The sequence below is a fragment of the Nonomuraea sp. B5E05 genome (assembly GCF_039880665.1).
Classification (GTDB): Bacteria; Actinomycetota; Actinomycetes; order Streptosporangiales; family Streptosporangiaceae; genus Nonomuraea.
In genome coordinates, this window is record NZ_JBDPMJ010000041.1 from 1 (window position 1) to 20,100 (window position 20,100).

Here is a 20,100-nt window from a genome sequence, read left to right on the forward strand (position 1 = left end):
CTCGACCCCTGGCGAATCGGCGCGATCACCCGGGCGGCCCTCGTCCTCCTCCGTCTCGAACACGGACGCCACACCTAACCGAAGATGTGATCACACAAGGTCGTGATCCGTTACGCGGAAAGGCTCAATGCGGTGATGCGTTCTGCACCATCCAGGAAGGAACTCCGGGGCGCTACCACATCTGGCGATTCAGCGGCTGCGGCCGTTTCACGCTGGAAAACTTCAAAGGGGAATGGGACACACATAATCACGGGTCGCTGACCGTGAACTTCCGCAACCAGCAAAGAGAGATCATCGCAAGGTACGCGGGCGGCCGGAGCACCAACGTGATCTGGGACCCGTACTGGCATGTGTCGACCTGCAATCGGTGACGCAGGACAGCTCTCAACACGTCACCTTCCCCTGACGTGAACCGCGCGGTGCGGCTACGGGACGAGGCGGTAGTGGGTGGTCATCCGGCCCTCGCCGTCGAGCACGTGGAACGCGAGCGCCGGCGGCAGGTCGTAGTCGATGCAGGTGTCGAACGTCGTGCCGCCCTCCCACGGAAGCCTCACCGTGGACACGACCCCGGGAGCGACCAGCAGCGGGCGCCCCGCGAACGTGGTGGCGGCCGGCATGTGCGCATGGCCGACCAGCACGGCCGGCACGTCAGCACGGCCGGTGAGCAGCTCCTCCAGCCGCTCCGGCCGGTGCAACCTGATCCCGTCCAGCGGCGGGCTCTGCAGCGTCACCGGCGGATGGTGGAACGCCACGAAGACCGGGCGGTCGGCGCCGTCCAGCACTCCTTCGAGCCAGGTGATCGTCTCGTCCTCCAGCCGCCCGGCGTTCTCGCCGGGGATGGACGAGTCGCACATGGCGTAGATCGCGCGGTCGGTGCGGAGCATCTGGTTGACGGGCCCGTCAACCAGATGCTGCTCACCGAGCAGGACCCGGCGGAACTCCGCCCGCACGTCGTGGTTGCCGGGCCCGGTCAGTACGGGGTGACGCGAGGTGAGCACCTTCCCGGCCTGCTCGTACTCCTCGGCCAGCCCGTGATCGGCGACGTCGCCGGTCACCAGCACCGCGTCGAGGTCGTACGGCAGCGCGTCCAGGTAGCGCATCACCCTGTCGGCGCGCGCGACGGCGTCGGGCGTGGCGCCGACGTGGATGTCGCTCAGATGGGCGATCACGATCATGAGCGCGGATCCTTCCGATGGTCACGGCCCGGCGGGAGGAACCCCGCGGGCGGCCCGGTCGTTCTTCCGGATGAGCGTACGAAGCCGGAGGAGGGGCATTGGGCTGGCACTACAGAAAATCGATCAAGGTGGGGCCGTTCCGGATCAACCTGTCGCGGCGCGGCGTCGGCCACAGTTTCGGCAACCGGCGTTTCCGGGTCACGACGGGCCCCGACGGCCGCCGCCACGTGTCCGTGCACCTGCCGGGCGGGTTCCACATAGGCAAGACGTTGGGGTCGCGGAGACATCACCGGCATTACTGAAGCGTAACCCGCTCCCCTCGGTGTACTCGCGCCCGATGGCGAGCCACGCGGGGCTGCCGACGTCCGTGGCGGCCCAGGACACGTCCAGGTACGTCGATGACAGGGCCGAAGATCGTCATACCTCTGACAGCACGCGGCCGGTGGAGCACTCAGGTGTCCCCGACCCTCAGCCCGAACGCCGACAACTTCTGCTCGTGGTGCTCGATGAGGCCGAGACGCCGGTAGAAGGCGTGGTTGGCCGGTCCTTCCCGCGTGGACTCGTGGTCGGTGGTCAGCATGAAATAGCGGCAGTGCGCGTAACGTTCCTTCAGGTGCTCCAGCAGCCGCCGCCCGATGCCCTGACCGTGGAACTCCTTTTCGACCAGCAACTCTTGGACGTAGCAGATCATCTCGTCGTCCGACACCGTCCGCGCCAGGCCGAGGAGCCGCCCCGACTCGTCCCTGGCGGTGATGACGAGATGCGAGTTGGCCAGGCTCCGGCAGACCCTGGCGATGTCACGTGTCCACGGTCCCCAGCCGACCGAATCGTAGAGTGCGAAGATCTCGGCTTCGTCGAACGACCGCTCGGGAGCGATGACCACCACTTATGGGACTCCTTGACCTCTCACTGCGAAGGACATCTCCGATTATGCGGGAAGCGCGGACACGCCCTCCTGGCGCGGGGCGGTTGATCCTGGTGTGCGGCCTGCCGGGCGCGGGCAAGACGACGCTCGCCCGTCGCCTGGCCGCCGAGCTCCCGGCCGTGCGGCTGTGCCCGGACGAATGGCTGGCGCGCCTCGACCTCGACCTCTTCGACGACAGGGCCCGCGACCGGCTGGAACGGCAACTCTGGCGGCACGCCCAGGAGCTGCTGCGGCTCGGTCAGGTCGTGGTCCTGGAGTACGGCTTCTGGTCGCGGGCCGAGCGCGACGAGCTTCGGCTGGCCGCCCGGGCCCTTGGGGCGGCCGTGGAGTTGCGTTATCTCGCGGCGCCGATCGACGAGCTCTGCCGACGCCTGGAGTCGCGCAACACGAGCGGAGCCGGCGACACGGTCCCGATCACGCGGGACATGCTGGAGGAGTGGGCCCGCCTCTTCGAGGCTCCGCACCGGGACGAACTCGCCCTCTTCGACCCGCCCTGACGGCGGGGTCCGGAGGCTTCGCCGACCGTCCCGGACCTCGCGAACGGCGGCCGGACCTCGTCCGAACACGCAAGCGGCCCTCGTCATCAGACGAAGGCCGGTCCTGAACAATGTTGTGGAGCTATGGGGATTCGAACCCCAGACCTCCTCCATGCCATGGAGGCGCGCTACCAACTGCGCCATAGCCCCTTGCGATCACCAAGTGTATAGGAGATCCGGAGCCCTCGTGTCACACCGAAGCACTCGTGATACGTCTTAGACGTCATGTCGACGTTTGAGGAGCACAGAAGCCTGCTGGCCGGGGTCGCGTACCGGATCCTCGGCAGCGTCGCCGACGCCGAGGACGTCGTCCAGGAGGCGTGGTTGCGCTGGTCAAGGGTGGACGAGGCGGGCGTCGACGACGCCAGGGCCTATCTGGTCAGGGTGACCTCGCGGCTGGCCCTCGACCGGCTGCGGTGGGCGAAGTCGCGGCGCGAGTCGTACGTCGGGCCGTGGTTGCCCGAGCCGATCAGCACCGCCCCGGACGCCGCCGAGCAGGCCGAGCTGGCCGAATCCGTGGAGCTGGCGCTGCTCGTGGTCCTGGAGACGCTGTCGCCGCTTGAGCGGGCCGTGTTCGTGTTGCGGGAGGCGTTCGACCTGCCGTTCGCCGAGATCGCGGAGATCATCGCACGCAGCGAACCGGCCACCAGGCAGCTCGCCCGGCGGGCGCGCGAGCACGTACGCGAGAAGCGGCCGCGGTTCGACGTGGACCGCGAGCAGCGCAGGCGGATGACGGAGCGGTTCGTCAACGCCTCGGCGGAGGGGGACCTGGACACGCTGATCGCGATGTTCGCCGACGAGGTCACGATGGTCACCGACGGCGGCGGCAAGGCCAGGGCCGCGCTGCGGACCATCACGGGGGCGGAGAACGTCGGCCGCTTCCTGGTGTCGATCAGCCGCCCCGAGAACCTCGCCCGCTTCATGAGCTCGGTCGGCCTGGCGCGGGCGGAGGGGGTCTCCTTCGGCTCCGCGGTGCTGAACAACGCCCCGGCGATGGTCATCTCGGCGGCCGGGCGGGTGGTGTCGGTCATCTCGCTGGAGGTCTCGGAGGGGAGGATCAGCACGATCTACCTCATCGCCAACCCGGACAAGATCGCCCATCTGGAGCCGGCGGCGAACGAGGCCCGCTGACCGGTCAGGCGGCGCGGCGGGTGGGGATGCCCGCCTCCCGTACGAGTGCCGGCAGGTCCACGCCCGCGTCCGCGAGGATCACGGCGGCGCCGTTGGCGGGATCGGCGAGCAGGCCCCACAGCAGCCGCCCCCCGTGACCGGCCCCGGCCGCCACGCCGCCACCTCGACGACCTTTCTGGCGTGCATGGCCAGCGGGAGCTGCCCGAGCGGCCCGTACAGGGTGACGCGCAGCGGGCGGACCCGCGAGCGGCGCAGCCTCCACAGGCCAGGTTCGTCCGTGCCCGGCCTGGTGCGGCGGTGCACCGCGTCGAGGTCGATGCCGATCGTGGCCGGCAGCGCCCGGGGGTCGCCCGCGCCGACGCGCTCGCGTACGCCGGCCGTGCAGGGCTTCGCTAGGCGCAGGTGGTGCGCATGGTCAGGGTCGCCTCTTCCAGCGTGCACGCGACCTCGACCCGCCCCAGCTCCGCCGTGGTGCTCACGTGCGTGCCGCCGCACGGGATGGACGCCTCACCCTCCGGAAGCGAGCACCGCCAGGTGCGCCGGGCCGTCAGCTCCGGCCCCGGCACGTCGACGGCGACCGGCGCCCCGGCGGCCACCCAGGCGGCGAGCCGCTCGTTCACGTGCCGGGTGACCTGCGCCAGGTCCAGCCCTTCGGCGGAGAAACCCTTCTTCCGCAACGACTTGCCCAGGCGGTAGACGTCCACGCTGCCGCGCGGCACGATCCGTGACGAGGTGATCGCCGCCTGGTCGAAGTCGGGCCGCCCGAGCCCGTCGAGCGCCGGCTCCTTGCGCCAGCGGTCGGCCAGCGCCGCGTTGAGGGCGAGCGCGGCCAGGTGGCAGGCGGTGTGGCCGGCCGAGAGCCCCGCACGGAAGCCGGCGTCCACCTCCAGCTCCACCTCGACGCCCACGGGCAGCGGCTCCGAGGTGACGTGCAGGACCAGCCACTCCCACCCCTCGGCGCCGCGCCGCACCGGAATGTCCCCTCCGGCGAACACCTCGCCGGTGCTCGACTGGGCCCCTGTGACGCAGTCGAGAACCGGCAGGCCCGCGATCGTGCCCCGATCGGCGGGCTGGTCGGGCCAGGTGTGGTCGAGGGGGTGGAAGGGCGTCTCGGCGACGACCAGGCCATGCCGGTCCCCCACCGGCACGGCTCCCGCGATGCGCGAGCGGCCGCTGACCCGGCCGGACGGGAAGGTGACGACAGTGGATCTCATCCGTCGATCTTCCCAGCCGCGGCGGGTCGCCTCTCGTCCTCCAGGTAACGGTCGCGGCCCGCGTACAGGCCCGTGCAGAGCTGCGCCACGAGGACCAGGAAAATCATCGTGTACGGCAGCGCCCACCCGCCGGTGGCCTCGCGCAGCACGCCGACGAGCAGCGGTCCCGCACCCGAGATGAGGTAGCCGGCGCTCTGCCCGAAGGCCGACAGCCCGGCCGTGGCCTCCGGGGTGCGGGTGCGCAGCGCCAGCATCATCAGCGCCAGCGGGAACGAACCCATGCCCACGGCCACCAGCACGATCCAGGCCGGCGCCATGGACGCGGGACCGAACCACAACCCGAGGAACCCCGCCGCGTAGAACGCCACGAGCCCCACCACGACGGGTCGCTGGTCGCGGAAGCGGGAGGCGACCATGGGCGTGGCGATGGAGACCGGGATGTTCAGCGCGGTGAACACTCCCAGGATCAGCCCGGCCTGCGACGTGGTGTAGCCGCCGTCGATGAGGATGGTGGGAAGCCAGCCGAACATGATGTACGCGATCATCGCCTGGGTGCCGAAATAGATCGCCACCGTCCACGCCAGCCGGCTTCTGACCATCCGGCGGATGCCCGCGTCCCCGGCGCCCGTGTCCCGCTCCGGCTCACTGCGCAGCAGCGCGAGCCAGGGAACGGCGGCCACGGCGGCCAGGGCCGCCCACACGCCGAGCGCGACGTGCCAGTCGCCTGACGCACGCTCGATCGGGACGGTCGCGGCGGCGGCGAGCATGGTGCCGGCGGCCAGAGCCGTGGTGTAGACGGTGGTCATGATCCCGGTGCGGGCCGGGAAGTGCCGCTTGATCAGCGTCGGGATGAGCACGTTGCCGACGGCTCCGCCGGACAGCGCCACCGCGCTGCTCAGCAGGAATATCTCGGCGGATCCCGCCATTGACCTGATGAGCATGCCCACGCCGAGCGTGACGAGGGCGAGCAGCAGCAACCGGTGCTCACCCACGCGCCTGGCCAGCGTGGGGGTGATCGCGCCGACGCTGGCGAAGGCCAGCACGGGCAGCGTCGTGAGCACGCCGGTGCCGACGCTCGTCATGCCGAGCGCGCCGGCGAGTTCGTCGAGCAGCGGCCCCACGCTGGTGACGGCGGTGCGCAGGTTGAGCGCGGCGAGCACGATCCCCAGCACGAGCAGCCATGCGAGAGGGCTGGTACGGCCTCTGGACTCTTGGGCGAGCACGCTCATACGCCGGAGATCCTCCGTTCATCAAATCATGGGATGAATCACCAGCCTAACAGGAGTTAAAGGGCGTTTTATTCCTGACCCATGGCAAGCCCCCGAACCTCGCGGGGCCCGGGGGCGATGTCGGTGAATGACGCTCCGGTCAGAGAAGAGGACGCGGCGGCACCGGCCCGGGAGGCGGAAGCGTGCCACCGGGAGGCGCCCCGCCGCCGCCGACAGTGCCGGGCGGCACCGACTGCTCCCCGCCGTACGTCGAGCCGCGCTGGCGCGCTCCCGGCACGTCGCCGCGCCAGCCGCCCGTCTCGCGGCCTCGCGACTCGATGAACTCCTTGAAGCGGTTGAGGTCGTTCGTGACGCGCATGCGGACGATCTGGAGCCAGTCGCCCGCGGTCTCGACGAAGCCCTCGGGGTCGTACTCCATCTGGAGCGTGACCTTGGTCCTCGTGTCGTCGATGCGGTGGAAGGTCACCACGCCCCTCATGGGATCAGCCACTGCCCCGGCGGGCACGGCGATAACGCCGCGCGGGCCGCCGTCACCGACGGCGCAGCAGCCAGTAGAGACCCACCAGCGGCAACACGAGCGGGATGAACAGGTAACCCCTGCCGTACGCCGACCAGACCGTCTCGTCGGGGAACGCCGACGGATCCACCAGGCTGGCGGTGCCGATGATCAGCACACCGGCCAGTTCGATGCCGAGCGCGGCCAGCGCCAGTCCGCGCGCGCCCCGCAGGAGCGCCACGGTGAGCACGATGTAGACGAGCGCCGCGAAGCCCGACAACGAGTAGGCCAGCGGCGCCTCGGAGAACCGGCCGGCGATCTGCACGGCCGCACGCGCGCCCGCGGCCAGCGAGAACAGCCCGTAGACGGCGATCAGGGCGCGCCCGGGCCCGGAGCCGATGGCGGCGCTCACGCCACGCCCTGCCAGATCTGCAGCAGCCGCCCGTTCATCACCGCGATCGCGAACCCGGCCACGACCAGGATGGCCGGCCCCCACCTGCTCCTCTCGGCCAGCGCCAGGAACACCCCGGCGGGCGGGATCAGCACCCCGCCGCCGATGTAGCCGAACAGCGTCACCTTGTCGCCGGGCCCCGCTCCGCCGGCCACCGCCGCGATCACGAAGCCGGCCTGGACGAGCAGGGCCACCTCGAGCAGGGCGAACCCGGACAGCAGCACCATGCCCATCGGCCGGTTGCGGATCGCGACGACCAGGCTCATGAGCATGAGCAGCAGGGAGCCGGCGATGACGATCGTGGAGACGACGGTGTTCATCGCAGGTAAGGCTATCGCCCGTGCAGGTCGGCCTCGATTCCGTCCAGCACCCAGGTAAGCCCGCGCTCGAAGTGGTCGCCGGGCCGCCGTCTCGCTGGTGCCGATCGCGCTCATAGGATCGAAGTCGTGGAAAGAATCCTCGTCAGCGCCTGCCTGATGGGGCGCAAGGTGCGCTACGACGGCGGCGCGAAGACCAGTTCCGACGCCTTGCTCGCCACGTGGCGCGCGGAGGGGCGGCTGGTGCCGTTCTGCCCCGAGGTCGAGGGCGGGCTGCCGGTCCCGCGCCCGGCCGCCGAGATCGAGGGCGGCGCGGGCGGCGCGGCCGTGCTCTCGGGCGCGGCGCGCGTGCTGGCAGCCGACGGGTCCGACGTGACGGCCGCGTTCCTGTCAGGCGCGCGGTCGGCGCTCGCGCTGGCGCGCTCGTCCGAGATCCGGATGGCGGTGCTCAAGGAAGGCAGCCCCTCGTGCGGCGGGCTCTCCATCTACGACGGCACCTTCGAGGGGCGCCGCACGCCGGGTCAGGGCGTCACGACGGCGTTGCTCGAGCTCGACGGCATCCGCGTGTTCGGCGAGGGCCGGCTCGACGAGGCCGCCGCCTACCTGCGCACGCTGGAGACGTAGAAGGCTCCGGCGAGGCCCGCGGCGAGCACGGCCGCCATCGAGCCGTGATACCACGTGAGCAGCGCCGAGCCCGCGGCCCCGCCGAGCGCCATGGCCAGAATGCCCAGCACCACCCCACCCAGCGCCGCCGCGTGACTGTAGACGAGCCCGTTCCAGGCCCAGGAGCGCCCGGCCAGCGCGCCGCGGGCGCCGACGAGCACGGCGGCCACGCACAGCGTCTCGACGACCGCGGCCGGGATGATCACGGGCTCGCCCATCAGGCCGGGCACGACGCCCCAATGCGGCAGCGCGAACGTCAGGAAGACCAGCGCGTAGCAGGCGGACAGCCAGCCCAGCGCCCTGCGGAGAGCGTCCATGCGGTCCACGCTCGCATCCGGCCGCACGCCGTGTCGTCGTCCCCAAGGAGACGGCTCGGATACGCCGTCGGAGGTAGGGAGCAGCCGTCTCACCAGGCGGATCACCAGGCCGGGCTTGCCGCCGAAGTGGTGGTAGAGGCTGCCGACGCTGATGCCGGACGCCTCGACGATGTCGGCGACGGTCGCCTCGGCGTACCGGCTTCGCTCCGCCGGCAGAGTGCGGGCCGGGCAGCTCGAAGGCGATGTTCCAGGCACCTTTAGGATCGGACACCTGGGGGTGAACTGCCATGTTGCGGGCGTTTCTGAGAACGGAAGCGGGCAGCACGACCGTGCTGCTCGGCGCCACCGTGCTCGCCCTGCTGTGGGCGAACTCGCCGTGGGGCGACACGTACGAGGCCTTCTGGCACATACCGACAGGCATCTCCTTCAATGACGCGCTGTTCTCGCTCGACCTGCGGCACTGGGTCAACGACGGCCTGATGGCGGTCTTCTTCTTCCTCATCGGCCTCGAGGTGTCGTACGAAGTGCGGCTCGGGCAGCTGCGCGACCGCCGGCTCCTCGCCGTGCCGGCCGTGGCGGCGCTGGGCGGGATCCTCGTCCCTGCCGGGATCTACCTCCTGCTGAACTTCGGCGGGCCAGGAGCCGTCGGCTGGGGCGTGCCGATCGCCACCGACACCGCGTTCGTGCTGGGCGTGCTCGCCGTCGTGGGGGCCCGCTGCCCCGATCCGCTCCGGGCGTTCCTGATGACGCTGGCCATCGTGGACGACGTGCTGGCGATCCTGGTCATCGCGCTGTTCTACACGGACAGCCTGTCCGTTCCCGCGCTCCTCACCGCGTTCGGGCTGCTCGCCGCCATCCTGACCCTGCGCAAGCTGAAGATCTGGCGGGCTCCCGCGTACATCGTGCTGGGCTTCGGGCTCTGGGTGGCCACGCTGGAGAGCGGGATCCATCCCACGCTGGTCGGCATCGCGCTGGGCATCCTGGTCTTCGTCTACGCGCCGACCGACCAGAAGCTGCTGCTCGCCGGTGAGGCCGTGCACTCGTTCACCAGCTCGCCGAGCGCGCAGGCCGCCAGGGAGGCCACGATGCGGGTGCAGCGGGCCGTCTCCGTCAACGAGCGGCTGCGGCTGCGGCTGCAGCCGTGGAGCTCGTACGTGATCGTGCCGGTGTTCGCGCTGGCCAACGCAGGGGTGGTGCTGGACGGCGAGGCCCTGCGGGCCGCCGTCACCTCGCCCGTGTCGATCGGTGTGGCGCTGGGGCTGGTGCTGGGCAAGTTCGTCGGCATCTCGCTGGGCACGTGGGTGCCGCTGCGGTTCGGGTGGGGAAGCCTGCCGGGCAACCTGGTCTGGGGGCAGTTGTTCGGCGGCGCGGCGGTCTCCGGGATCGGCTTCACCGTCTCCCTGTTCATCGTGGACCTGGCCTTCGACGACCACCCGGGCATCCAGTCGCAGGCGAAGATCGGGATCCTGGCGGGGTCGTTGCTGTCCGCGGTGCTGGGATGGTTGATCTTCAAGCTGGCGTGGGACCGGGGCGGGGTGTGCGCGCCGCCCGACGCGGAGCCCGAGGAGGAGCTGCCCGACCTGCTCTCCGTGCCGGTGGGGCCCGGCGACCACGTGCGCGGGCCGGCGAAGGCCAGGGTGACGATCGTGGAGTACGGCGACTTCGAGTGCCCCTACTGCGGGCGGCTCCACCCGGTGCTGGAGGAACTGCTCAGGAAGAACCCGGACGTGCGCGTGGTGTTCCGGCACTTCCCGCTGCGCACGCTGCATCCGCGGGCCGCCTCCGCGGCGGTCGTGGCCGAGTCCGCGGACGACACCGGCCGGTTCTGGGAGATGCACGACATCCTCTTCGACAACCAGCGCTTCCTCACCGACGCCGACCTCGAGCACTACGCCGCCCAGATCGACGTCGAGCCCTGGACGGACGTCTCCCGCCACACCGCCAGGATCGCCGCCGACGAGATCTCGGGCCGCGACAGCGGCGTGCGCGGCACCCCCACCCTCTTCCTCAACGGCGTGCGCTATCAGGGCGCCTTGGATCTCGGCTCCATCAGCAAGGCGGTGGACGAAGCCCGCCGATCCACTACCGTCGAGGAGACCCCGCAACCCCCGGAGACGGCCTAATGCTCAATGTGATCACCATCATCTTCCCCCTCGTCATGGTCGTCGTGCTGGTGGGCGGCGTCATCGTGACCGCCATGAACCGGCGCGCCCATGGGCGCGGCGCGACGCTGGGCATGGCGGGCTGCGCCGTGCTGCTCGTGGGGGTGCTGGTCAACGTCGTCCTCGGGTTCGTCGCCTCCTCGTTGTACGACGCCCTGGGCGCGGGCGGCGCCGCCATGCTCATCAGCGCACTCGGCATGCTCTTCAACGCGACCGGCACGGGCCTGCTGATCGCGGGCGTGATCGCCCGGCGCGACCCGCAGCAACCGCACTACCCGCAGCCCGGCCAGGCGCAGGGCTGGCAGCAGCAGCCGATCCAGCACCAGCAGCCCTACCCCCAGCAGCCCCAGCAGCCCTCGCAGCCCCAGCAGCAGGGCTGGCGGCAGCCGCCTTACGGCGGCCAGGGCTAGCGGCCGCCGGCGCCCCTCTCGCGCGGCTTCCGTCGTGTCATATAGACGGAATTTCCCCCGGAAGTGTGACAATGTGGGCGTAACTCACAAGCGCGTGGGGGGGATCATGACGCGAGAGCAGCCAGACAGGCAGGAACCTGATCCCAACCGGACGATCAGGCATCGCTTCCCGCACCCGGTCCCGCCGCCCGGCCCGCCCTCGCAGGGCCCGCCGGAGTCGCCGTACACGCAGCGCCTGCCCTACACCCCCGACATGCTGCCCGACGTGCCCCTCTACGAAGCCAGGCCGCCCAGGTCCGGCTGGTGGTGGGTGATCGTGGCCGGCGGGCTGGTGCTGCTGATCACGGCGGTGGCCGTGGCGGCGGTGTTGTGGGTGCGGAGCGACGCCGGCGCCGGGTCGCGGGCCCTCCAGGCGGAGACCGCCGTCACGCGCGCGTGACGTCCGTGGGCCAGGTGTCGAGCGCGCCCGTGGTGGTGCCGGCGCGTGCCGGCCCACTACACCCCAGGCGAGTGGCGGGCAGCGAGGTGGACGCGCTCGCTTCGCCGCCGGGAGCCGGGTCGGTGTCAAGCAGGTCTGCTCCATCCGGGTCTGCGGGCCTGGTTCGCCTCGCGCACGACCGCCCAGGCGTCCGCCACCGGGCCCAGGTTCTGCACCTGCCTGTCGAGGAGGTCGAGCGTCAAGGTGTTTACGATCTTGCCGTCCCGGTCGCGGAAGATCGCACCCGGCTGGCCGTTCATCTCGTGCGACTCCACAACGCCGCCGATCCGTGCGAACGGCGTAGCGATGGCAGCCAGCGTTCGGGCCACGTGCCCAGCGCCGAAGACACCGTCGCCCCACAGCGGCGCCTTGCCGCCGCTGTCGCCGACCATCCGTACGTCGTCGGCGAGCAGCACGCGCAGCCCGTCCACGTCTCCTTCTCTAAAGGCGTGGAAGAAGCGCCCGGCGAGTTCTTCCCGCTCGCGGCGATCCGCCTCGAACCGGGCGCGCCCGTCGTCCATGTGACGACGCGCCCGGACTGCGAGCTGGCGGCACGCCACCTCCGAGCGCCCCACCGCAGAGGCGACCTCGCCGAAGCCGAACCCGAACACTTCGCGCAGCACGAAAACCGCGCGCTCCAGCGGGCTGAGCCGTTCCAGCAGCAGCAGAGCGGCCATCGACAAGGAGTCGGCCAGTTCAGCCGACCGCTCCGGATCCGCGTACGGATCGGTCAGCAGCGGCTCAGGGAACCACTGCCCGGAGTATTCCTCCCGTCGCACGCGCGCCGAGCGCAGCACGTCGATCGAGATCCGCGACACCGTGGCCGACAGGAACGCCTTGGTCGACCGGGGCTGTGCCTGTGAGGCCTCGTAACGCAGCCAGGTCTCCTGGACCGCGTCCTCTGCTTCGCTCACGCTCCCGAGAATCCGGTAGGCGATCGAGAACAGCAGCGGCATCACTGGCTCGGGGCGGGTCTCGCCGATGGACGCCGTCGACCAGATCCCCAGCACCGTGGACCTGGACATGGTCCGGGCGGTGTTCGAGACCAACGTCTTCGGAGTGATCGCGGTGACCAACGCCATGCTCCCGTTGCTGAGGCGGTCACCGGCGCCGCGCATCATCAACGTCAGCAGCGGTGGCGCGTCGCTGACCATCAACGGCGACCCGGACGGCCCGTTCACGGGGCTGCCGACGTCGGCCGCGTACTCGCCGTCCAAGACCGCGCTGAACGCACTGACCGTGCAATATGCCAACGAGCTTCGCAAGGACGGCATCCTGGTCAACGCCGCCGCCCCCGGCTACGTCGCCACGGACATCAACGACCACAGCGGGTTCCTCACCCCCGCGCAGGGCGCCACGCTCCTCGTACGCCTGGCCACGCTCGGCGCCGATGGACCGACCCGGCTTCTTCAGCGCGGACGGCCCCGTGCCCTGGTAGCAGTCGGACGCCCCGGAGCTTCGACGGCACGTGGCGATGCTCCGGGGGTCGGTGCCGGTCAGGGGGCGTGGCGGGCAGCTCGGTGTTGTGCACCCAGGCGACCGGCTCGTCCATCGCCCCCGGCCTGCCCGCGACCAGCACGGTGAGATGGAGGAACGAACGATCCACCAGACCAACGAAGGGGGAACACGGTGTGGCTCTGTCCAATGGATCAACGTAGTCATGGAGAAGTCTCCATTCATCTCCGATGATGCCCCGTGGTTCTGTGGGCCACATCACCAAGGAGGCAACCATGCGCCCGAGCACGAACACTCCCCCGGACGGCGTGCCCTTCGACGATCACGGAGTCGAGCCCATTCCCGCGTCCGCCAGAGACTCCACTCCCTGGCAGCAGTTCTGGATCTGGACCGGTGCCAACATCGCGCCCATCAACTGGGTCCTGGGATCCCTGGGGGTGACGCTCGGTCTGAGCCTCATCGAAACCATCACGGTCATCGCGATCGGCAACCTCATCGGGTGCGCCGTCTTCGGCCTGTTCAATCTGATGGGCCACCGTACGGGCGTCAACCAGATGGTGATCGGCCGGGCGGCGTTCGGCATCAAGGGAGCCATCGTCCCCGGAGTCGTCCAGGGCCTGCTGACCATGGGGTGGGTCGGGGTCAACACCTGGGTCGTGCTGGACCTTACCCTGGCCATTCTCGCCCGCATGGGGGTGCACGGCAGTGTCGGCCTGAAGTATCTCGTCGCCGCCGTCATCATGGCCGTCCAGCTCCTGCTGGCGCTCTACGGTTTCTACGCGATCCGTACCTTCGAGAAGTACACCGTGCCGGCCACCGTGGTGATCATGGCGATCATGACCGTCCTGGCCGTCGCCCAGGTCGACCCAGAATGGGCCACCGCCACCGCCACCACACCTTCCGACAAGGTGACGGCGATCACGCAGTTGCTGACCGCGATCGGCGTCGGATGGGGCATCAGCTGGCTACCCTACTCGGCGGATTACAGTCGTTTCGTGCGCCCGGGCGCGTCCCGCTCATCAGTCTTCTGGTCGACGGCGCTCGGCATGTACGTGCCCACGGTCTGGCTCGCCGCCCTCGGCGCCTACCTGAGCAGCAGCGGGACCGGAAGCGACCCCTCCGATCTGGTGACGAACACGTTCGGCCTGCTCGCGGTGCCCGTCCTGCTCCTCGTCATGCACGGTCCCGTGGCCACGAACATCCTCAACCTCTACTCCTGCTCGCTTGCCGCCCTTTCGGTCGGCATCCGGATCGCCCGCTGGAAGCTGACCCTCATCGCCGGCGGCGTGGCGTCCGCCGTGCTGGCGGTCTTCGTCCAGTCCGACGACTTCGCGCAGGCCTTTGACCACTGGATGGTCTCCATCCTGGTGTGGATCAGCCCGTGGGCGAGCATCCTGCTGGTGGACTTCTTCGTCACCAGGCGCGGCCGGCTCGAGGTGGCGTCCCTGTACCGCGCGGACGCCTCGCCGTACGGGCCGGTCAACGGCCGCGCGTTGCTCGCGCTGGCCGCAGGGCTGGTGGCGGCATGGAGCTGGCAGTACGGCATGGTGCCGCTCACCCAGGGTCCCATCGCCCGCGCGCTGAACGACACCGACTTCTCCTGGCTGTCGGGGGGACTGGTGGCCGGTGGCCTGTACTACGCGCTGACGCGGGCCCGCGTCCGGGCACAGACATGGACGAGGGTAGGGGAGCGGCCCTGAAGATTCGGCGAGCCAGGAGTCACCCGAGACGTCACCGCGCCACGGGGTCCGGCGTCTCCGCCTGCCAGCAGTGCGTCCAGCGGCCCTCCCCCAGTTCCGTACGTCCCGGCGCCTCGCTCGAGCACACCGGCAGCGCCACCGGGCAGCGCGGATGGAAACGGCACCCGCCGGGCGGGTCGATGAGGCTGGGCGGCTCGCCGTGCCGGGTCGCGTCGGGCGGGGTCACCCGGTCAGGGTCAGGCGCCGACTCCAGCAGCAGCCGCGTGTACGGGTGCCGGGGCGACTGGGTGACCGCCTCGCTGGGCCCGCTCTCGATGAGCCGCCCCGCGTACATCACCGTGATGTCCTCGGCGAAGTAACGCGCGCTGGCGATGTCGTGCGTGATGTACAGCAGCGCCAGCCCGCTCTCCTTGGCCAGCTCCTCCAGCAGCCGCAGCACGCCGAGCCTGATCGACACGTCCAGCATCGACACGGGCTCGTCGGCGATCAGCGCGACAGGCTGGACGGCCAGCGCCCGCGCGATCGCCACCCGCTGCCGCTGCCCGCCGGACAACTCGTGGGGCAGCTTGTCCATGAACTGCTCCACCGGCGTGAGGCTGACGCGTTCGAGCAGTTCGGCGACCATCTTGTGCTCCTGCTCGTCCGAGCGGGCGTGCCCGTGGATGCGCAGCGGCCTGGCCAGGTGGTAACGCACCCGGTGGAAGGGGTTCAGCGAGGAGAACGGGTCCTGGAAGATGAGCTGCACCTGGCGCCGGTAGTCGCGGAACGCCGCCCCGCGATGCGCGCGCACCGGCTCGCCGCGCAGCAGCAGCTCGCCCGACGTGGCCGGATAGACCTGCGCGAGCAGCCGGGCCACCGTGCTCTTGCCGCAGCCGCTCTCCCCCACGAGCGCCGACACGGAGCCGGCGCGCAGGGCGATCGACACGTCCTCCACGGCCCGTACGGGCGGCCGCCTCCCGAGCCGTCCCCGCGGCCCGCGGGCCGAGGTGAAGTGCTTGGTGAGGTTACGGCCCTCAAGAACGATCATGATGCTTCCTCCACACCGCGGCCGCCGTTCAGCAGGCACGCCACCTCGCCGTCCGCCCCGCCCGAACCACCGGTCAGCAGGGGCAGCCGCGTGGAGCACTCCTCCATGGCCCTCCCGCAGCGCGGGTGGAAGGCGCAGCCGGGCGGCAGCGAACGCAGGTCGGGTGGGGTGCCGGGGATGCCGAGCAGCTCCTCGCGGGGCCCGTGCAGGCGGGGGAACGAGCGGAGCAGGCCCAGCGTGTACGGGTGCCGCGGCGCCCTGTGCAGTGCCGCGGCGGTGCCGGTCTCGACGACGCGGCCCGCGTACATGATGGCGATCCTGTCGGAGATCTCCATGAGCAGCGACAGGTCGTGCGTGATGAACACGACCGCGAAGCCGTACTCCTCCCTGAGCGCCCTGATCTCGTGGAGGATGTCGCGCTGCACCACCACGTCGAGCGCCGTCGTCGGCTCGTCCATGATGATGACCTCGGGGTTGAGGGCGAGCGCGATCGCGATGGCGGCGCGCTGCCGCATGCCGCCCGACAACTCGTGCGGGTACGACCGCCGCCGGTCGGCGCTGATGCCGACGCGCTGCAACAGCTCGACGGCCCGCTCCGCCCGGTCCTTGCGGGGCATCTTGGGGGCGTGGATGCGCAGGACGTCGTCGATCTGGGCGCCGACGGTGCTGACCGGGTTGAGCGAGTTCATGGCGCTCTGGAAGACGACGGCCAGTTCCTTCCAGCGGAAGGCGCGCAACTCGTCCCGCTTGAGGGCGAGCACGTCGACGGCGGTGCCGTCCTGGCGGTGGTAGACCACCGAGCCGGAGGTGATCACGGCGGGCGGGCGCAGCAGCCGGGCGACGGCGTTGGCCAGCGTGGACTTGCCGCTGCCGCTCTCCCCCGCGAGGCCGAGGATCTCGCCCCGCCGCAGGTCGAGCGAGACGTCGGCGACGGCGTGCACGGCGCCGGTCTGCGACAGGTAGTCGACGCCGAGGTCGCGGATCTCCAGGACGTTCATGTGCGGGCCTTCCGGACCTTGACCTTGACCGTGCGCAGGCGGGGGTTGGCGATCTCGTCGATGCCGAAGTTCACCAGCGCGAGGCCGGTGCCGATGAGCGCGATGCACAACCCCGGCGGGATGAACCACCACCATGCCCCGATGAGCAGCGCCTGGCCGTTCTGGGCGAAGTAGAGCATGCTGCCCCAGCTGACCGTGGACAGGTCGGCCAGGCCCAGGAACGACAGCCCGGCCTCGGCCAGGATCGCGGCGACCACGGTGGCCAGGAAGCTGGTGGCGATGACGGGCAGCAGCACGGGCATGATCTCGAAAAAGATGATCCGCAGCGGCCCCTCGCCGCTGGCCCTGGCGGCCTGGACGAAGTCGCGCCGCCGTACCGAGAGGGTCTGGGCGCGCAACACGCGGGCGCCCCACGCCCAGCCGGTGACCGCGATCACCACCGCCACGGAACCGACGCCGCGCTGCGGCAGGTAGCCGGCCAGCACGATGATCAGCGGGAGGGCCGGCAGCACCAGGAAGATGTTGGTGAGCACGGACAGCACCTCGTCCACCGCGCCGCCGAAATAGCCGCCGACGAGGCCGACCAGGATCGCGAGCAGGTTGGCGATGACGGCCGACAACACGCCGACGCCCATCGAGATGCGGGCCCCGTACACGAGCTGGGTGAGAATGTCCTGGCCGGTCTGCGTGGTGCCGAGCCAGTGCTCGGCCGACGGGCCCTGCAGCCCGTCCTCGCTGGTGGCGGCGGGGTCTGCGCCGATGAGCAGCGGGCCGACCAGGGCCATCAGCGCGAAGAAGACGAGGATGCCGAAGCCGATCTTGATCTTCATTCGGACTCCTGCCTGGTTCGCGGGTCGAGCACGACGTACGCCAGGTCGGCCAGGAAGTTGGCGACGAGCACGGCCAGGGAGATGACGAGGAAGATGCCCTGCATGAGCGGGAAGTCCTCGTTCTCCACGCCCTTGAGGAGCATCGACCCGATCCCCGGATAAGAGAAGACGATCTCCGTCAGCACCGAGCCGCCCACCACGAAGCCGAGCGAGAGGGCGAAGCTGGTGATGTTGGGCAGGATCGCGTTGCGGGCCGCGTACGCCCACATGACCCGCCGCGAGGTCAGCCCTTTCGCCTCGGCCATGACCACGTAGTCCTCGCCCAGCGTCGTCACCATGACGTTGCGCATGCCGAGGATGCGGTCGGCCATCGACGCGATCACGATCGTGACGGCGGGCAGCGCCGCGTGGTAGAGCACGCTCGCCGCGAACTCGCCGGTCATGCCGGGCATCACGTCCAGCCCGTACGCCCTCGACACGGGGAACCACTGCAGGACAACGCCGAAGACGAACACGAGCGCCAGCGCCACCCAGAAGTACGGCACCGCGTGCATGAACGTGGCCGCGGGCAACACCCCGTCGAGCCAGGTGCCGCGCTTCCACGCCATGAGCACGCCCAGCGAGGTCCCGATGAGGTAGCTGATCAGGGTGGCCACGCCGACGAGCCCGACCGTCCACGGCAGGCTGTCGGCGATGACCGTGGACACCTCGGTGGGGAAGAAGGTGATCGAGCGGCCCAGCTCGCCGCGCGCGAGGTTGCCCAGGTAGTCGAGGTACTGCTGCCAGAGGTTCGCGTCGCTGATGCCGAACGCGCGGCGCATCGCGTCGATGGCCTCCGGTTCGACGTTGCCCTTCATCCTGGCCACGAGCAGTTCCACCGGATCCCCCGGCATGAGCCGGGGGATCAGGAAGTTGAGCGTGACCGCGGCCCAGGCCGTCAGGAGGTAGAAGCCGAGCCGCCGAGCCAGGAACCTCACTTGGCGGCCGGCTTCAGATGCAGCAGCACCACGGCGGCGTCGGGCGAGGTGTAGGGCGACGGCATCGCGTACGGGTCCTGCTCGGACGGCCAGCCGACGTACTTGTTCGTGCGGTACTGCGCCCAGGACGGGCTGTAGAACAGCGGCAGGGTGGGCAGCTTCTCCACCATGATCTTGCCAAGCCCCTGCGTGGTCTTCTGCTGCTCGGCCTTGTCCTCGGTGGCGGCGTACTCCTCGATCAGCCGGTCGGTCTCGGCGTCCTTCCAGCGCTGGTAGTTGCCGGTCGCGGACTCGCCGACGGGCTCGGCCAGGCCGCCGAAGAGCATCGAGCGCATCTGGTAGTAGGGGGTCGGCCCGGACGCGGTGGCCCTGATCGACAGCTCGTAGTTGCCCTTGCCGACCTTGGACACCCAGTCCTGGAAGGCCACGCCCCTGGTGTCGACGGTGATGCCGATCTTGGCGAGGTCCTCCCGGATGAGCTGGGCGGCGTTGACCCAGTCGGTGAACGGCGAGGGCACCAGCAGCGTGAACTTCAGCTTGGCCGGGTCGACGCCCTTCAGCAGCTCCTTGGCCTTGGCCAGGTCGACCTTGAACGCGGCGTCCTTGTACTCGGGCGGCACGTACGCCTCCCCGCCCGGCATCGGCACGCCGGTCGGATGCGCGACCTTGGTGTAGCCGCGCTCGGCCACGCGGACGATCTTGTCGCGGTCGATGGCGAGGCTGATGGCCTGGCGTACTTCCGGCTTGGACAGGATCGGGTGGGTCAGGTTGGGCAGCAGCGTCACCACGCCCTCGGGCGGGAAGAAGAACTTGTTCTGCTCCGGCTTGCCCTGCACGTAGATCTTCTGGATGTCCGGCACGAACGCGCCCGCCCAGTCGACCTCGCCCTGCTGGAGCGCCGTCTGGACGGCGTTGGCGGTGTACGCGGGGAAGCGCAGCACCGGCACCTCGGGCTTGCCCGGCTGCCAGTAGGACGGGTTCTTGACCATCTCGTACAGCTGGGCCGAGAACTTCGACAGCGTGTAGGGGCCGGTGCCGACCGGCTTGGAGTTGGTGAAGGTGACCGGGTCCTTCTGCTTCTCCCACAGGTGCTTGGGCACGATCGGCGAGTTGCCGGCGATGTTGAACAGCTTGGCGTAGGAGGTGTTCTCGAAGTCGATCCGCACCTTGTCCGGCGCCAGCGCCTCGGCGCCGGTGATCTCCAGCGCGTTCCTGTTGAGCTCCGGGTTGTCCTTGAGCATCTGGAACGTGAAGGCGACGTCGTCGGCGGTGAACGGCTTCCCGTCGGACCACTTCACGCCCTGGCGGAGGGTGAACGTGACCGACTTGCCCTTGTCAGACCATTCGTGCTTCAGCGCCAGCCACGGCGTGATCTCGCCGGGCTTGAGCTTGTTGAAGTACATGAGGGTCTCGTGGATCATCCCGCTCGTCCCGAAGTTCACGCCTTCGAGGTGGTACGGGTTGAAGTCCTCCTGGAACGTGCCCGCGTCCACGGCGTGGATGATCAACGGCGGGGCGTTCTCACCTTCACCGCCCCCGCCGGAGCCACCGCCGCCGGAACAGCCGGCGAGGGCGAGGGCGGCGAGCACCGCCAGCAGACGTTTCACGG

General features: G+C 70.2%; 26 protein-coding genes and 1 tRNA gene. 11 read left to right on the top strand and 16 right to left on the bottom strand.

Annotation, left to right across the window (positions count from 1 at the left end; translation table 11 throughout):
* The coding region (locus ABGB01_RS41885; RefSeq protein ID WP_347779545.1) for a hypothetical protein at positions 1-371 on the top strand (371 nt) is incomplete at its 5' end.
* Positions 372-425: 54 nt separating this feature from the next.
* On the opposite strand, the gene ABGB01_RS41890 is transcribed toward ABGB01_RS41885, so the two are convergent.
* Positions 426-1,175, bottom strand: a complete 750-nt coding sequence (locus tag ABGB01_RS41890; protein ID WP_347779546.1) for a metallophosphoesterase — start codon at positions 1,173-1,175, stop codon at positions 426-428.
* A 98-nt stretch (positions 1,176-1,273) separates the two neighbouring features.
* Between ABGB01_RS41890 and ABGB01_RS41895 the strand changes: the two genes are divergently transcribed.
* Complete coding sequence (locus ABGB01_RS41895; protein WP_132508543.1) at positions 1,274-1,477, top strand: DUF4236 domain-containing protein; 204 nt, start codon at positions 1,274-1,276, stop codon at positions 1,475-1,477.
* Positions 1,478-1,626: 149 nt separating this feature from the next.
* Here ABGB01_RS41895 and ABGB01_RS41900 read toward each other — a convergent pair whose 3' ends face one another.
* Positions 1,627-2,061, bottom strand: coding sequence for a GNAT family N-acetyltransferase (locus ABGB01_RS41900; protein ID WP_347779548.1), 435 nt, complete (start codon positions 2,059-2,061; stop codon positions 1,627-1,629).
* Positions 2,062-2,105: 44 nt separating this feature from the next.
* Here ABGB01_RS41900 and ABGB01_RS41905 point away from each other — a divergent pair, with 44 nt between their 5' ends.
* Positions 2,106-2,597, top strand: a complete 492-nt coding sequence (locus ABGB01_RS41905) for an AAA family ATPase (protein ID WP_347779549.1) — start codon at positions 2,106-2,108, stop codon at positions 2,595-2,597.
* Between the two features lie 116 nt (positions 2,598-2,713).
* Here ABGB01_RS41905 and ABGB01_RS41910 read toward each other — a convergent pair.
* A tRNA-Ala gene (locus ABGB01_RS41910) sits at positions 2,714-2,786 on the bottom strand.
* Between the two features lie 75 nt (positions 2,787-2,861).
* Between ABGB01_RS41910 and ABGB01_RS41915 the strand changes: the two genes are divergently transcribed.
* Positions 2,862-3,767 carry an RNA polymerase sigma-70 factor gene (locus tag ABGB01_RS41915; RefSeq protein ID WP_347779551.1) on the top strand — a complete coding sequence of 302 codons (906 nt, stop codon included), beginning with the start codon at positions 2,862-2,864 and terminating at the stop codon, positions 3,765-3,767.
* Positions 3,768-3,771: 4 nt separating this feature from the next.
* Here ABGB01_RS41915 and ABGB01_RS41920 read toward each other — a convergent pair whose 3' ends face one another.
* Positions 3,772-3,921 (bottom strand): hypothetical protein, encoded by a 150-nt coding sequence (locus tag ABGB01_RS41920; RefSeq protein ID WP_347779552.1) that lies wholly within the window; start codon positions 3,919-3,921, stop codon positions 3,772-3,774.
* Positions 3,922-3,947: 26 nt separating this feature from the next.
* Between ABGB01_RS41920 and ABGB01_RS41925 the strand changes: the two genes are divergently transcribed.
* Entirely contained in the window at positions 3,948-4,163 is a 216-nt protein-coding gene (locus ABGB01_RS41925) for a hypothetical protein (RefSeq protein WP_347779553.1), read from the top strand.
* On the opposite strand, the gene ABGB01_RS41930 is transcribed toward ABGB01_RS41925, so the two are convergent.
* The 5 genes from ABGB01_RS41930 to ABGB01_RS41950 form a co-directional block, all read right to left on the bottom strand.
* Entirely contained in the window at positions 4,160-4,981 is an 822-nt protein-coding gene (locus ABGB01_RS41930; RefSeq protein ID WP_347779554.1) for a metal-dependent hydrolase, read from the bottom strand. The two genes, ABGB01_RS41925 and ABGB01_RS41930, sit on opposite strands and share 4 nt — an antisense overlap.
* Positions 4,978-6,210 (bottom strand): MFS transporter, encoded by a 1,233-nt coding sequence (locus ABGB01_RS41935; RefSeq protein ID WP_347779555.1) that lies wholly within the window; start codon positions 6,208-6,210, stop codon positions 4,978-4,980. The genes ABGB01_RS41930 and ABGB01_RS41935 overlap by 4 nt, the downstream gene beginning before the upstream one ends.
* A 139-nt stretch (positions 6,211-6,349) precedes the next feature.
* Positions 6,350-6,679 (bottom strand): hypothetical protein, encoded by a 330-nt coding sequence (locus ABGB01_RS41940; RefSeq protein WP_347779556.1) that lies wholly within the window; start codon positions 6,677-6,679, stop codon positions 6,350-6,352.
* A 61-nt stretch (positions 6,680-6,740) separates the two neighbouring features.
* A complete protein-coding gene (locus tag ABGB01_RS41945; RefSeq protein WP_347779557.1) occupies positions 6,741-7,118 on the bottom strand; it encodes a hypothetical protein in 378 nt (125 codons plus the stop codon).
* Entirely contained in the window at positions 7,115-7,477 is a 363-nt protein-coding gene (locus ABGB01_RS41950; protein ID WP_347617765.1) for a hypothetical protein, read from the bottom strand. The genes ABGB01_RS41945 and ABGB01_RS41950 overlap by 4 nt, the downstream gene beginning before the upstream one ends.
* Before the next feature lie 126 nt (positions 7,478-7,603).
* Between ABGB01_RS41950 and ABGB01_RS41955 the strand changes: the two genes are divergently transcribed.
* On the top strand, positions 7,604-8,098 hold the full coding sequence (locus tag ABGB01_RS41955; RefSeq protein ID WP_347779559.1) for a DUF523 domain-containing protein: 495 nt from the start codon (positions 7,604-7,606) through the stop codon (positions 8,096-8,098).
* Here ABGB01_RS41955 and ABGB01_RS41960 read toward each other — a convergent pair.
* On the bottom strand, positions 8,074-8,709 hold the full coding sequence (locus ABGB01_RS41960; protein ID WP_347779560.1) for a helix-turn-helix domain-containing protein: 636 nt from the start codon (positions 8,707-8,709) through the stop codon (positions 8,074-8,076). The genes ABGB01_RS41955 and ABGB01_RS41960 overlap by 25 nt on opposite strands.
* 32 nt (positions 8,710-8,741) lie before the next feature.
* Between ABGB01_RS41960 and nhaA the strand changes: the two genes are divergently transcribed.
* The 3 genes from nhaA to ABGB01_RS41975 all read left to right on the top strand — a co-directional run bounded on the left by nhaA (position 8,742) and on the right by ABGB01_RS41975 (position 11,465).
* Positions 8,742-10,577, top strand: a complete 1,836-nt coding sequence (gene nhaA / locus ABGB01_RS41965) for a Na+/H+ antiporter NhaA (protein ID WP_347779562.1) — start codon at positions 8,742-8,744, stop codon at positions 10,575-10,577.
* 8 nt (positions 10,578-10,585) lie between these two features.
* Positions 10,586-11,026, top strand: a complete 441-nt coding sequence (locus ABGB01_RS41970) for a hypothetical protein (RefSeq protein ID WP_347779564.1) — start codon at positions 10,586-10,588, stop codon at positions 11,024-11,026.
* Between the two features lie 106 nt (positions 11,027-11,132).
* The gene (locus ABGB01_RS41975; RefSeq protein ID WP_347779565.1) at positions 11,133-11,465 is read left to right on the top strand and encodes a hypothetical protein; all 333 of its coding nucleotides are present in this window, start codon (positions 11,133-11,135) and stop codon (positions 11,463-11,465) included.
* Between the two features lie 125 nt (positions 11,466-11,590).
* On the opposite strand, the gene sigJ is transcribed toward ABGB01_RS41975, so the two are convergent.
* On the bottom strand, positions 11,591-12,529 hold the full coding sequence (gene sigJ / locus ABGB01_RS41980) for an RNA polymerase sigma factor SigJ (protein ID WP_347779567.1): 939 nt from the start codon (positions 12,527-12,529) through the stop codon (positions 11,591-11,593).
* Between sigJ and ABGB01_RS41985 the strand changes: the two genes are divergently transcribed.
* A complete protein-coding gene (locus ABGB01_RS41985) occupies positions 12,486-13,088 on the top strand; it encodes an SDR family NAD(P)-dependent oxidoreductase (protein ID WP_347779569.1) in 603 nt (200 codons plus the stop codon). The two genes, sigJ and ABGB01_RS41985, sit on opposite strands and share 44 nt — an antisense overlap.
* Before the next feature lie 146 nt (positions 13,089-13,234).
* On the top strand, positions 13,235-14,659 hold the full coding sequence (locus ABGB01_RS41990) for a cytosine permease (protein ID WP_347779571.1): 1,425 nt from the start codon (positions 13,235-13,237) through the stop codon (positions 14,657-14,659).
* A gap of 31 nt (positions 14,660-14,690) precedes the next feature.
* On the opposite strand, the gene ABGB01_RS41995 is transcribed toward ABGB01_RS41990, so the two are convergent.
* From ABGB01_RS41995 to ABGB01_RS42015, 5 genes are read right to left on the bottom strand one after another with little or no spacing between them, the layout of a single operon-like run.
* Complete coding sequence (locus tag ABGB01_RS41995) at positions 14,691-15,686, bottom strand: ABC transporter ATP-binding protein (RefSeq protein WP_347779573.1); 996 nt, start codon at positions 15,684-15,686, stop codon at positions 14,691-14,693.
* Complete coding sequence (locus ABGB01_RS42000) at positions 15,683-16,684, bottom strand: ABC transporter ATP-binding protein (RefSeq protein WP_347779574.1); 1,002 nt, start codon at positions 16,682-16,684, stop codon at positions 15,683-15,685. Before ABGB01_RS42000 ends, ABGB01_RS41995 begins: the two co-directional genes overlap by 4 nt.
* The gene (locus tag ABGB01_RS42005) at positions 16,681-17,514 is read right to left on the bottom strand and encodes an ABC transporter permease (protein ID WP_347779576.1); all 834 of its coding nucleotides are present in this window, start codon (positions 17,512-17,514) and stop codon (positions 16,681-16,683) included. Before ABGB01_RS42005 ends, ABGB01_RS42000 begins: the two co-directional genes overlap by 4 nt.
* Positions 17,511-18,491: an ABC transporter permease gene (locus ABGB01_RS42010; protein WP_347779578.1), complete on the bottom strand. Its 981-nt coding sequence runs from the start codon at positions 18,489-18,491 to the stop codon at positions 17,511-17,513. The genes ABGB01_RS42005 and ABGB01_RS42010 overlap by 4 nt, the downstream gene beginning before the upstream one ends.
* Entirely contained in the window at positions 18,488-20,098 is a 1,611-nt protein-coding gene (locus ABGB01_RS42015) for an ABC transporter substrate-binding protein (RefSeq protein ID WP_347779579.1), read from the bottom strand. Before ABGB01_RS42015 ends, ABGB01_RS42010 begins: the two co-directional genes overlap by 4 nt.
* Positions 20,099-20,100 lie beyond the last annotated feature (2 nt).

Coding starts and splice junctions, on each gene's coding strand:
- ABGB01_RS41890 (WP_347779546.1), bottom strand. CDS start 1,175: ATGATCGTGATCGCCCATCTGAGCGACATCCACGTCGGCGCCACGCCC.
- ABGB01_RS41935 (WP_347779555.1), bottom strand. CDS start 6,210: ATGAGCGTGCTCGCCCAAGAGTCCAGAGGCCGTACCAGCCCTCTCGCA.
- nhaA (WP_347779562.1), top strand. CDS start 8,742: ATGTTGCGGGCGTTTCTGAGAACGGAAGCGGGCAGCACGACCGTGCTG.
- ABGB01_RS41985 (WP_347779569.1), top strand. CDS start 12,486: ATGGACGCCGTCGACCAGATCCCCAGCACCGTGGACCTGGACATGGTC.
- ABGB01_RS41930 (WP_347779554.1), bottom strand. CDS start 4,981: ATGAGATCCACTGTCGTCACCTTCCCGTCCGGCCGGGTCAGCGGCCGC.
- ABGB01_RS42000 (WP_347779574.1), bottom strand. CDS start 16,684: ATGAACGTCCTGGAGATCCGCGACCTCGGCGTCGACTACCTGTCGCAG.
- ABGB01_RS41995 (WP_347779573.1), bottom strand. CDS start 15,686: ATGATCGTTCTTGAGGGCCGTAACCTCACCAAGCACTTCACCTCGGCC.
- ABGB01_RS41990 (WP_347779571.1), top strand. CDS start 13,235: ATGCGCCCGAGCACGAACACTCCCCCGGACGGCGTGCCCTTCGACGAT.
- ABGB01_RS41950 (WP_347617765.1), bottom strand. CDS start 7,477: ATGAACACCGTCGTCTCCACGATCGTCATCGCCGGCTCCCTGCTGCTC.
- ABGB01_RS41905 (WP_347779549.1), top strand. CDS start 2,106: ATGCGGGAAGCGCGGACACGCCCTCCTGGCGCGGGGCGGTTGATCCTG.
- sigJ (WP_347779567.1), bottom strand. CDS start 12,529: ATGTCCAGGTCCACGGTGCTGGGGATCTGGTCGACGGCGTCCATCGGC.
- ABGB01_RS42005 (WP_347779576.1), bottom strand. CDS start 17,514: ATGAAGATCAAGATCGGCTTCGGCATCCTCGTCTTCTTCGCGCTGATG.
- ABGB01_RS41975 (WP_347779565.1), top strand. CDS start 11,133: ATGACGCGAGAGCAGCCAGACAGGCAGGAACCTGATCCCAACCGGACG.
- ABGB01_RS41915 (WP_347779551.1), top strand. CDS start 2,862: ATGTCGACGTTTGAGGAGCACAGAAGCCTGCTGGCCGGGGTCGCGTAC.